The 11799-nt window shown below is 50.7% G+C and carries 11 protein-coding genes and 1 pseudogene; 4 read left to right on the top strand and 8 right to left on the bottom strand.

What is annotated here, in order from left to right:
• The first annotated feature begins 181 nt into the window (after window positions 1-181).
• The 4 genes and pseudogenes from PsAD5_RS10840 to PsAD5_RS10825 all read left to right on the top strand — a co-directional run bounded on the left by PsAD5_RS10840 (window position 182) and on the right by PsAD5_RS10825 (window position 2261).
• Complete coding sequence (locus PsAD5_RS10840; RefSeq protein WP_063292113.1) at window positions 182-496, top strand: hypothetical protein; 315 nt, start codon at window positions 182-184, stop codon at window positions 494-496.
• Window positions 454-789, top strand: coding sequence for a hypothetical protein (locus PsAD5_RS10835; RefSeq protein WP_063292112.1), 336 nt, complete (start codon window positions 454-456; stop codon window positions 787-789). The genes PsAD5_RS10840 and PsAD5_RS10835 overlap by 43 nt, the downstream gene beginning before the upstream one ends.
• Before the next feature lie 28 nt (window positions 790-817).
• On the top strand, window positions 818-1558 hold the full coding sequence (locus PsAD5_RS10830) for a hypothetical protein (RefSeq protein ID WP_153041361.1): 741 nt from the start codon (window positions 818-820) through the stop codon (window positions 1556-1558).
• Between the two features lie 39 nt (window positions 1559-1597).
• Window positions 1598-2261: pseudogene (locus PsAD5_RS10825) on the top strand (IS6 family transposase).
• Window positions 2262-2402: 141 nt separating this feature from the next.
• Here the strand turns inward: PsAD5_RS10825 and PsAD5_RS10820 are convergent.
• The 8 genes from PsAD5_RS10820 to PsAD5_RS10780 all read right to left on the bottom strand — a co-directional run bounded on the left by PsAD5_RS10820 (window position 2403) and on the right by PsAD5_RS10780 (window position 11783).
• The gene (locus PsAD5_RS10820; protein WP_063292110.1) at window positions 2403-3815 is read right to left on the bottom strand and encodes a 3'-5' exonuclease; all 1413 of its coding nucleotides are present in this window, start codon (window positions 3813-3815) and stop codon (window positions 2403-2405) included.
• Window positions 3815-4336, bottom strand: a complete 522-nt coding sequence (locus PsAD5_RS10815; protein WP_057462084.1) for a hypothetical protein — start codon at window positions 4334-4336, stop codon at window positions 3815-3817. The genes PsAD5_RS10820 and PsAD5_RS10815 overlap by 1 nt, the downstream gene beginning before the upstream one ends.
• Window positions 4337-4452: 116 nt before the next feature.
• Complete coding sequence (locus PsAD5_RS10810) at window positions 4453-6282, bottom strand: DUF294 nucleotidyltransferase-like domain-containing protein (protein WP_063292109.1); 1830 nt, start codon at window positions 6280-6282, stop codon at window positions 4453-4455.
• A gap of 105 nt (window positions 6283-6387) precedes the next feature.
• Entirely contained in the window at window positions 6388-8175 is a 1788-nt protein-coding gene (locus PsAD5_RS10805) for a sodium:solute symporter family protein (protein ID WP_063292108.1), read from the bottom strand.
• A 14-nt stretch (window positions 8176-8189) separates the two neighbouring features.
• Window positions 8190-8450, bottom strand: coding sequence for a DUF4212 domain-containing protein (locus PsAD5_RS10800; protein ID WP_057462081.1), 261 nt, complete (start codon window positions 8448-8450; stop codon window positions 8190-8192).
• Between the two features lie 690 nt (window positions 8451-9140).
• Entirely contained in the window at window positions 9141-9899 is a 759-nt protein-coding gene (locus tag PsAD5_RS10790) for an iron ABC transporter ATP-binding protein (RefSeq protein WP_063288711.1), read from the bottom strand.
• A complete protein-coding gene (locus PsAD5_RS10785) occupies window positions 9896-10855 on the bottom strand; it encodes an iron chelate uptake ABC transporter family permease subunit (protein ID WP_063292107.1) in 960 nt (319 codons plus the stop codon). The genes PsAD5_RS10790 and PsAD5_RS10785 overlap by 4 nt, the downstream gene beginning before the upstream one ends.
• Window positions 10830-11783 carry an ABC transporter permease gene (locus tag PsAD5_RS10780; protein ID WP_063292106.1) on the bottom strand — a complete coding sequence of 318 codons (954 nt, stop codon included), beginning with the start codon at window positions 11781-11783 and terminating at the stop codon, window positions 10830-10832. Before PsAD5_RS10780 ends, PsAD5_RS10785 begins: the two co-directional genes overlap by 26 nt.
• Window positions 11784-11799: the final 16 nt, after the last annotated feature.

Raw genomic sequence — 11799 nt, 5'->3', positions numbered from 1 at the left:
AACGCAGAACTATTCAAAACCGACGCTTGCGCTACCACGCACAAGCCGCTTAACATCAACACGCAATTGGGCCAGACACTCCACTAATCGAAAGCCAATTTTGTCCAACTATCTTTGACGACGGACAGTTCTTCTTCAGTTGGAGTTTTTGCAGGATGCAGTTGATTGGCTGGAAGATACATTGAATTCCAATAATAAAAGCCAAGAACAAAGCAGTGAAGAGACCGGCGATCTGACAAGTAAAATTTCTGCTGCCGAAAGCCTGGTGGCTACCCTTGAGGCGAAAGGCTCTGAGATTTCCGATCCGGAGACAAGGGGATATTTTGGTCAATACGTTGGAGCTGCCAAAGATTACATTACCCAGGCACAACAACATGCGAGGAAGGGCGAAGAAAAGACGTACTTCTTCAGCTTGAATTTCTGCAGGACTCAATCGAGTGGCTGGAAGACACTGTGGGAGCTGGCAGGGGCGATCAGGAGAAGAGCGGCGATCTAAACTCCAAGATTGGCATCGCCGAGAAGAAGATAAGTGGATTTGAAGCCAGCAAGTCCCAGATTACTGATGCTGAGCTACAAGGCCCGTATAAGCAATATATCGATGCAGCTAGAGCCTTCATCACACAAGCTCAAATCAGTGCGGATGGTGGTGATGAAAAAGATGCCCTTCTACAGCTTGAGTTTTTGGAGGATGCAGTCGACTGGCTGGAAGAGGCTCTCAGGGCCAGCTCCAACGAGGTGGCCGGGAACGGCATGTCTAGTCTCCTCTGCTGCAATTGGCAAAAAGACTAACTCTCAGGACCGCTCCGAGGACGTTAAGTTGAAAGAGGTCTTCTTTAACCCCAAGTACGAAACTAAGAAGCAAAGGTGCAACATTGACTCGCGCAAAAAACCAGAAGGACACAACCCGTTATTCTATTGCGAAAAACAGGAAAAACGCCATTGCATGAAGCACTCGATGAATGCCTTATTGGGGTATGATGCAATACCACTTGAGTCTTTTGCAAAGCACGCCCTGACACCTGTCAAAGAAAACATTGCCCAAGTGCCGCGGAGCGAGAAAGTGCAAATGGCAGAGGCTTACCTGAGCTATGATCAGGAACGTTTTAACAAAGAATATGAAGAGAATGCAGACAAGCTGCTCACAAGCCTTGCACGCGAGCAATATCAGCTCTTTAACGGAGTATATCCAGAAGAGAGCGATTCTACTGCCGGCTTCAGCCCGGATACTGCCAAGCTTGTCATGAAAGAGCTAAGGCCAGACTTACCAGAATTCAATGTTGACTGGCTGGAAGACCCCACGGGCAACGATAACGTGCTGAAGAAAAATAAGCAGCAAATTGAGAATCTTATGAAAGAAGGCGGACCTGATCGTTTGATTTATGGAAACGATGTTCACTTAGTAGCCTTCAGAAAAAACGTAGAGGGTGACTGGTTCCTCGTGGACAGCGAGAACACGACACTTCAACGCATTGACCCGCTCCAATATTATGAGGAATACAAGGATGCTGGTGCTTCTAATGTGATCATGCATTTCGGCAAAGAAGTACCGTTTGATTAGGCGCTATCAGCTTAACTTTGGCTCCAGTTCCGATTTGTAATTGCACAACATGACTTCTGCTCCAATCAGTTACAAACGCCACCGTTTCCCGCCTATGTTGTTTGGCTCTATCACCGCTTCTCCCTCAGCTTGCGTGAGGGAGAAGAGATGCTGCTGGAGCACGGCATAATTCTATCATATGAAACCATCCGCAAATGGGGGATCAAGTTGGCCCGGCTTACAGCCGTGAGTTGCGGCGCAAAAGAGCCGAAAGCTCAGATGTCTGGTATCTTGATGAGGTTGTCGTCAGCATCCAGGCCAGCGATACTATCTAAGGCGGGTCGTTGATCAGCATGGTTACATTCTTGATGAAATCCTTCAGAAACGGCGCAATACCAAGGCTGCCAAACGTTTACTGCCCCGTCTTTTGAAGAAGCAAGGCGTATCGCTCAAGCGGATCATCACCGACAAACTTGGCTCTTACGGTGCCGCAAAATGTGAAGTGATGCCCGCTGTTGAGCACCGCAGCCATAAAGGCTTGAATAATCGTGCTGAAAATTCGCATTTGCCTTTGCGAAAACGCGAACGGGCCATGCAAAAATTCAAGTCGCCGGGCCAGCTTCAAAGATTTCTGACAGCCTTTCCGGCCTGCGCAATCGACATTCACCTTCATCGTCTCAACGCTTTTGCTCAATGGAGCCAAGCCGTAATGCTTGACGCTTAAAATGCGCCTAGAGAAAGCTCTCGCGGCTAAATTCAGGTTAAGTTGATGGCACCGTAGCAACGCTGGCTGACTTGGTGTTCTGCCCATATTTCATCACTTCAGACATTGTGATCATGAGTCGAAACGCTCGCTTATTCAAAATTAATTCATATCCTTCAACAACCGACCATGTTTCCTCGTCTGCTCGATGACTTCTCCGAAGGTGTTGAAGCCGTGGGAGGATAGGAGGGGGAGGAGTTTGCAGAGGGCCTTGGCGGTGGCCTGGGCGTCGCCGAGGGCTGTGTGGCGCAAAACTATGGGGATTTCTATGCCAAGGCGGGTACAAAGGGCGTCGAGAGTGTGAACTTGATCTGCGCCGAAAACGACAGCAGACAAGAGGACCGTATCAAGGATCGGATGATCCCAGGCATGGCCGGACAAGTGGCCGTATCGATGTAGGAATGCCATGTCGAACGGTGCATTGTGCGCAACAATGACAGAGTCTTTGGCGAAAGCATGAAATTCTGAAATTGCAGTGACCGGGTCTGGAGCATCTGCCACCATGTCATCTGTGATCCGGTGAACTCCGGTTGAGGCAGCCGGAATGAGTCTGCCCGGATTGACTAGTTGGTCCACTGTTTCACCGGGAATGATACGTCCGTTGACAACCCGCACGGCCCCGATCTGAACAATGTCGTCCTTATTCGGCATGAGGCCGGTTGTTTCTGTATCGAAAACGACGAAGCTGAGATCACGCAGAGAACGCTCCTCAATTTCCTTTTCAAAATGGTGCTGGGCCGCCTCAAAATCATAAATCAGTGGTCGCGGTGCCTCTGGTGCGATGCGTGCGGTCGCATCGTCAATCAGGATCATGTAGCCCGACATCCCTCTGAGCTTTTTGAGGCGCAATTGAAAATTGAGATTGCCACGGGCTCCTTTCACATCAACAGCAATTTCTGTTTTCAATTCGATCAGCTGATCATAGGCAGCGCGCAGTTCCTCCTCAATAAAGTAATCAAAGATGGATGCACTCAAACGTGGAACATGAACCTGCCCAAGAATGTCTGCGGCTTGACCGTCATAAAGCATGATTTTGTGTGCAGGGCTGACGAGCACGATGGCGACGGGGATCTCAGTTAACAGCAAGGCCAGCTGCTCGCGCTCGCTCGCCAGCTGCGCCGTTGCATCAGAAACCAACTCATCAGTTTCTGCACTGTCATTGGTTAAACGCCAGGCAACCGCATGAGCCGCAGGCGCAAGGTCACCAAGGTATTTCGCTTCTTCAAAATCAATTGAGGCATCAACATTAGCATGAGCTGTCGTGCGGATGGCAGCGGAGAGACGTTGCACTGGTTTGGCAACATTTTCGTCAAACAGAAGCCAGATGCTGACTGAGATCGCAAGAAGACCGAAAATGGATAGAATACCGGCCAACAGGAAGCCTGAGGCCGGTGTTGTTTCTGCAATACGGGTGTATCCAAAATAAAGCGCAGCCCCGACAACGGCACAGCTTGCTGCGGCAACACCCGCGAACAAGAGGAAAATCCGAAATCGTAAACTGAGGCCTGTTAACATTACCCCGCTCCGCATATTGTTGAGGTGATCCTGTCATTTTCGGGCACTGACACCCACTGAGCCCCAGAGATGCTTCCACCTTCCTCAAAAATGATACCGTCAGCCAATGCTGCCCGTCGGCTGGTGGCGCAATCGGTAAGCACAGGAAGCTTGTTCACCGGAGACCAGCGGCCAAAGAAGTAAGCTTGCGCCAGTTTCATGCCCGGCTGCTCTGGATGTGTCTGGATCGTAGCAGTATCAATCGCGACAAATCTTTCCGTGAAGGGAAACAGATAGGTCCATGGACGATAGAAGGCTTTGCTTTCTACAGTTTCAGCAACCACTATGCCATCAGGGAGCGTATCTTTGGTGCGCGAAAACCAGCTGTACTCGCTGGAGATTGTTGCCAGCAACATGGCAGCACCGGCAGCAACCGGGGCAAACCAGCGCGGCAAACGCCCACCAAGAACATGATTGATCAACATCACAAGACCAGCTCCGGCAACGCCTGCAATGAAGGTCCCGATCAATTCAAGAAACATGTTATTCCTCCCAGGTGACTGTGGTCGCTTTTGTCTCGCCACAGCTTTGATTATTATTGGTCTAGAGCGGAGCGAATTCTTGTTGCTTGATTGAATCCAATCAAACAGAACGCCCTCTAGCTTAGCATTCCACGGCCATGCCCAACTGCTGACTGCATGGTTTTAACAACAACAAACGCATCCCGGACATGGGAGCGTTCAAAATCTGACAGGCTAGAAGGCTGCAGAAAATTATCGGGTTGAGCGCCTTGTTTAACCAGATCGGCCTGATGCTGGATTCGCGTCTCGGCGATCAGGTCATAAGCATCCAGAAGATCTCCTGCGCCTGATTTGCTCAGTTGGCCACTCTCACGAGCTTCTTCCAGCCGTGCGCGGGTATTAACCGCCCCGATCTGTCCTTGCAGCGCATAGATCCGTGCCAGATCAACCACTGGCACCACGCCGTTGTGCTTCATGTCCAACGTGTTCTTATGCTCACCAGAGCGGATGGTTGCCAATCCGCGCAGCAGGCTGAGTGGCGGCGTATGCTTCAACGAGTTACTGACCATGTGCGCCACGAAAATCGAGTTACGGCTTGAAGCTTCCAGTGTTTGTGTTTGCAGGTCTTCAAAGAGCGAGACTTCGCCGCCAATCGGCCTGAGGTCAAACATGACAGAGCTGAGCATCTGCGCTTCTGGGTCCGGTTTGTTGATCCATCCTTCAAAATAGGTTTTCCAGACAGATAACGGCTGGCTCCAGCGCAGGTTCGTCGCCATCATGTCACCAGGGCAGTAGATGTAACCACTGGTGTTCAGGCCATCACACACAAACTTTGCCAAATCAGCAAAGTACCCAAGCCGTTGCTCGTCGGTAACGTGGTCATCCAAAAACAGACAATTATCCTGATCACTGACCCCTGTCTGTTCGCGGCGCCCTTGCGAGCCACAGGCAAGCCAAAGATACGGGACGGGTGGAGGGCCAAACTTTTCTTCTGCCAGTTTCAGCAAGCGGCGGGTTGCGGCATCAGCAATATCAGAGATCAACCGTGTGACAATTTCGTGCCGACTGCCACCAGCCACCAACTGCACCAGCAGGTTGGGTATCCGGGCAGTCACCCGTGCTATGTCATAGGCATCTTTGGCCCTGGCAACTTCGCTGACCAACTCAGCTGAACTGATGGCCTGAAACCGTGTCAAATCCGTTTGCGTCACCATGCCGACGAGGCGCTCACCCTCCACGATTGGGACATGACCAATACGCCGTTCCATCATCAAATGTAAAAGATCCGACCCAATGGCTGATGGGGCAAGCACGATGGGACTAGCCGTCATGACAGCTTCAACCGGTGTCTCAACTGATAAAGCAGGCGCCAAAACCTTAAAGGAGAGATCCCGCACCGTAATGATCCCGATCAGCCCACCTTTTGCATCTGTCACACACAGCGAAGAAACGCGTGCATCCCTCATCTGCTGAGCAGCATGTTGTACTGTGTCGTCAGGACGGCAGGTAATCGGGTTGGGCGCCATAAATGATTCAATTGGAATGGCGGCCAGATCGTTTTCGCGGGTCCGCGGCTTCTGAGTCCGGTCAAAGAAACGGGCAACGGGTTGATGCGCTGCGATCAGCTCTGTCAATAATGCAGGCGGGAGCACCAAAAGGACGGTTGGCTCACCGGCTTTTGCGGATGTAACCGCGCGTCCGTCCAGAAACAGACCGCGCTCCCCAAACGAATTGCGAATGCCAAGACGGCTTATGACGGCATCATTCTTATCCCGGATTTCGACGCCGCCCTCGTAGATGAGAAAGAGCCCTGGCAGCTGTTCTCCAAGCTCATAAATACCAGCACCGTGGACACGCTCCCACACTGTTATCTGATTGGACAACGCCTCTTGATCTGTTTCTGGAAGAACATCATAGGGATGCACGGATTTCAGAAACTGCAGGACTTGCTCTGATGTAAGAGGCATGGCTCCGCCTTCAGCTGGAAGAAATAAAGTCCTGCCCAGCATAGGCCGGGCAGGACAGGATCGAAAGACAGCGGGTTACTGAGGTTCAGCAACCCGCATGAGTTATCAATGATCCTGAGCTGCACCGGCTCCACGAGGGATGCGAACGCTTTCCACGAGGTCCTTGATCACCTGAGGTGTTTCCTTCGTCATGCCTGCAACAAAGTAGGCAACAGCGAAGTTCACAGCCGCACCAATCGCACCAAACGATGTGGACTTGATCGTACCAAGCAGTGGGTCAGCATCAGAGAAGCTGGCTGTGCCTGGAATAAAGAACCAGCCCTTGTGCAGGAAGATGTAAACAAGGGTCACAACCAGACCAGACAACATACCTGCAACAGCGCCGGTGTTGTTGATGCGGGTTGAGAAGATACCCATCATCAGCGCAGGGAAGATGGATGCCGCCGCAAGACCGAAGGCCAGTGCCACTGTTTGTGCCGCAAAGCCCGGAGGATTGAGCCCCAGATAGGTTGCCACAATAATCGCAACCGCCATGGCTACTCGGGCAGACATCAACTCACTCTTTTCTGAGATTGATGGCCTAATTGCCCCCTTGATCAAATCATGGCTAACCGCTGAGGAGATTGCGAGCAAGAGCCCTGCTGCTGTTGAAAGGGCCGCTGCTAAGCCGCCTGCAGCGACAAGACCAATCACCCAACCTGGAAGGTTTGCAATTTCCGGGTTCGCCAGCACGAGGATGTCGCGGTTGAACTTTGTCAACTCATTTCCAACCCAGCCTTTTTCGCCGGCAAGAGTTTGCATTTTTTCACTCTTGTCGTTGTAGTACTGGATTTTGCCGTCGCCGTTCTTGTCTTCCCAAGCCAGAAGTCCTGTCTTTTCCCAGGTGTGCATCCAGTCATATTTTGGGTCGTTCTTAATTTGTGCAACTTCAACAGCACCACCATTAATGCCGCCGTTTGGCCACATCATATCTGTGATGTTAAGACGTGCCATCGCGCCAACTGCAGGAGCGGTGATGTAAAGCAATGCAATGAACACCAGCGCCCAACCTGCGGACCAGCGTGCATCAGCCACTTTAGGCACGGTGAAGAAGCGCATGATCACGTGCGGCAGACCAGCAGTACCAATCATCAGAGACAGCGTGAACAGCACCATGTTGAAGGTGTCAGCATTGTTTGAGGTATATGAATTGAAGCCAAGCTCGGTCACCACCTGATCCAGTTTGGTCAGAAGCGGTTCACCACTTGCAACATCATTACCGAACAGCCCAAGACCTGGAATTGGGTTGCCAGTCAATTGCAGCGAGATGAAAACTGCTGGAATGGTGTAAGCGGTAATCAGCACCACATACTGAGCGACCTGCGTATAGGTAACGCCCTTCATGCCACCGAACACAGCGTAAGCAAACACAACACAGGCACCGATCAGCAGGCCTGTTGTGTTGTCAACTTCCAGAAAGCGGCCAAACGCGACGCCAACACCGGTCATCTGACCGATCACGTAGGTGGTTGACGCAACAATCAAGCAAACCACAGCAACAATACGAGCGGTCTGACTGTAGAAGCGATCACCGATAAACTCAGAGACGGTGAACTTGCCGAACTTGCGCAGATACGGAGCAAGAAGCAGTGCCAGTAGCACATAGCCACCGGTCCAGCCCATCAGGAAGGATGAGTTGTCATAGCCGGTAAACGCAATAAGGCCGGCCATGGAAATAAAAGAGGCTGCAGACATCCAGTCAGCTGCAGTTGCCATGCCATTGGTGACAGGATGGACGCCGCGGCCCGCAGCGTAAAATTCAGATGTGGAACCCGCACGGGCCCAGATCGCGATGCCGATGTAGAGCGCAAAAGAGCTGCCCACAAATAGCAAGTTGATAGTAAACTGATCCATGATCTGAAAAGCCCCTATTCTTCTTCAACGCCGTGTTCACGGTCAAGACGGTTCATACGCCAGGCGTAGAAAAAGATGATCGCCAGGAAGACCAGAATGGAACCCTGTTGTGCGAACCAAAACCCCAGATCAGTGCCGCCAACACGAATGCCGCTCAGCAGCGGGCGTAGCAAAATGCCAAACCCGAACGAGACCAGAGCCCATATAACGAGGCTTATTTTAATGATACGCATATTGGCAGCCCAATATGCGTTGTTGGATGAGTTATCTGACATGCTCTCCTCCCGTTTGGGCCGGATGAAATTCAACCGGACGGCATATGCCCCCAAATCTCAAACTGGATTTGCTGTTGATGACCAGTACCTCCCACTGGTCAGCTGGCTTGGAGAGTATTCGTTGATCTTGTTTGGCTTAACAAACCCCATCAAGAAAAGCCGCTCAGGTGACGTAGAATCCCATCAAAATATCACCATTTCCAGAAAGCTAAGCTTTACATTTGCGTAGAGTTTAGAGCTCGCAGACTTACACAGCTAGCCACTTGCTCCCTAAAACCCGCCCCACTTCATCAAGAAAGCGTTGCGTCAGTTCCCAAAGCCGGAACTGAGCTATCACAAGATCCTCCAACGACTCCCACACAAGCCACCTTCACCGCCCAGTTTGTTCCCCCTCGGTCAACTTGTACACGCCTACTTACGTAGAGAATACTTATGTATTACAACCAAAGACTTTGAAACTACTTACAGCTTGGTCACATCTGTAGGGGGCATATGTGGGTGAGATGGTAGCAACAATTTGCAGTTGGTGATAATTCCATTTTCATAGACTCATCTGCCTCGTTTTCTTAGGAAGTGAATAGCCTTATTGAGCTATTACTGACTATCAACTCAAACTTACTTGACGTGGAGGAGTTGAAGGTCCTAGATCTTTCGCATCTATAATTTGGTGTAGCTGATTAACACTTATCCTCACAAATGATGTAAGGCCACGAGTTGTCCCTGGTGCTGGGTTACTTTGATTTCCATTGAGTAGAGGGTCTGCAGGGCTTTTGTTTCCAGGACATCCTGCGGTGTTCCGTGGATGGCGAGGGTGCCGTCTTTTAGGGCGATGATTTCGTTGGCGTAGGCGCCGGCGTAGTTGATGTCGTGGAGGACGATGACAAATGAGCGTTTGCCTGTGTCTGCTATCTCACGCAGGCGCTTCATGAGGCTGCGAGCGTAGTACATATCAAGATTGTTAAGAGGTTCATCCAGGAGGAGGTACTTTGTCTCCTGACAAAATGCCATGGCGACCAATGCTCGTTGTTTTTGGCCGCCGGAGACTTCATCAATGAACCGGTCAGACATAGTTTGCAGATCAAAATAATCTAAAGCTTCATCTACCGCTCTATGATCTTTGGCTGTTGGGCGACCTTTGTGGTGCGGGTAGCGGCCAAATCCAACAAGATCCCGCAGAGACATACGACTGCTGAGTGCGTTATCTTGTCTTAAGATAGCAAGGGTCTTTGCAAGTTCTCTGGTGGGTGTTTGAGACACTGATTGGCCATCAAACGAGATGGAACCTGTCTGGAGTGGCTGCAAGCGGGCCAGGAGGGACAAGAGCGTGGACTTCCCTGCCCCGTTTGGCCCAATCAAGGCTGTGATTCCGCTTTCTTTTATAGAAAGCGAGATGTTTTGAAGAATTTTGCTCTTTCCGTAACTATGAGAAACACCATTAATTTCAATCATCTCATTTTTCCTCGAAAGAGAAGCAGCAAGAAGAGAAGGCCGCCGAAGAATTCTACGGTAACGCTCAGGGTAGACTGGCTTTTTAAAATGCGCTCAAAGACCGTCTGGCCGCTGACGAGAATGAGTGCAGCGATCAGGATAGAGGCCGGCAGCAAAATGCTGTGACGGTGGGTGTTCATGATAAAATGGGCAAGACTAGTCACCAACAAGCCAAAGAAAGCGACAGGACCGACCAGAGCTGTTGAGACGGAAACCAGAGTGGCGACGAGGACCAGAACAGCGAAGCTTGCCCTCTCATAGTTTACGCCCAAATTGATCGCATTGCTGCGTCCCAGTGCAATGACATCAAGGCTGTATCTAAGCCGCCAAATGATAAGGCAACACACTGAAACGAGCAGGATGCTGAGGCCGAGCAGGTCTTTGTCTACGCTAGAAAATTGAGCAAAACTTGCACCTTGCAAAATGGCGAAGTCGTTTGGATCGATAATCCTTTGCAGGAACCCTGTCAGACTTCGAAACAATACCCCGAAAATGATACCCACCAGAACCATACGATGAAGGTCCTGCCTGCCTTTTCCCATCACTGTTGAGAAGAGCAATACGGCTGCAAGCAACATAACACCTACTTCTGCGAGAAACTTGATTTGTCCATCAAGAGCGACGTAGGTGAACCCTCCGAGCATAAACACCAGCAGCGTTTGAACCAGAAGATACAAAGCATCAAAACCCATGATGGAGGGTGTTAAGATACGGTTCCCGCTGATGGTTTGGAACAGAAGTGTTGCAACAGAAATTGAGACTGACACCAGCAAAAGTGCGAGTAGTTTTGTTCCCCGGAAAACAAGCAGGAAACTCCAGCTGCCTTTGGCGCCAAGAGTCATGAAAGCGATACAAGCAAGTGCCAGCAAAACGCTCAGGATAATGAGCTTTTTAGCGTGCATGAGCTGGTCTCGCATACAACAGATAGAGGAAAACGAAAGACCCGATGACGCCGAGTACCGTACCAACGGGTATCTCATAGGGGAAATGAACTAGACGTCCGATAAGGTCGCACGCAAGCACCAGAAGCGCGCCGAGCACTGCGACCCACGGCAAGCTGACCCGCAGGTTATCCCCCATCAACCGGCGGGCGATATTTGGCACGACCAGACCTACAAACGGAATCATGCCCACTGTGACAACAACCAAAGACGTTGAAAGTGCCAATATAAACAGGCCGACAATCACGACTTGCTTGTAATTGAGGCCCAGATTGATGCTGGCATCTTTGCCCATGCCAATGATGGTGAACTGATCAGCTACAACATATGTGAGAATTGCCAGTACGCCGCAAAGCCACAAGAGCTCATAGCGGCCGCGTAAGATGCCGGAGAACTCTCCGCTCATCCATGTTCCCTGAAACTGCAGCATTTCTGTTTGAAAAGCGATGAAGATGGTCAAGGCTTCCACGATGCCGCTGAAGATCAAACCAACGAGTGGCACGAGCAATGGAGATGTTACGGGTAATCTGGAGATCATTGCCAGGAAGACAGCCATACCGATCATTACTGTGATGGACGCAACAATCATCTTCACAATCAATGGGCTACCCGGATAAAGCAGTGTCACAAGCAAAATGCCCAGTGCTGCACTTTGGGCTGTGCCAACGCTGGAAGGCTCCACAAAGCTGTTTCGGGCGAGCATTTGCATGACAGCACCTGAAACAGCAAGGGATGCGCCTGTCAAAACAACTGCCAATGTGCGCGGGATTCTACTGATAAAAAAGAGGTCAATGTTCTGAGGGGTTTGCCACCAGTCAGAGATGGAGATCTCTTTGACACCAACGAATAAGCTGAAGCAGGAAAGTGCGAACAGAGCGACGATAGCAACGCCGATGTTTTTCATGGGACACCAAGGAAAT

Source organism: Pseudovibrio sp. Ad5 (assembly GCF_001623095.1).
Taxonomy (GTDB): Bacteria; Pseudomonadota; Alphaproteobacteria; order Rhizobiales; family Stappiaceae; genus Pseudovibrio.
The sequence above is the reverse complement of the archived record's forward strand: the minus strand, read 5'-3'. Positions and strand labels throughout refer to the sequence as shown.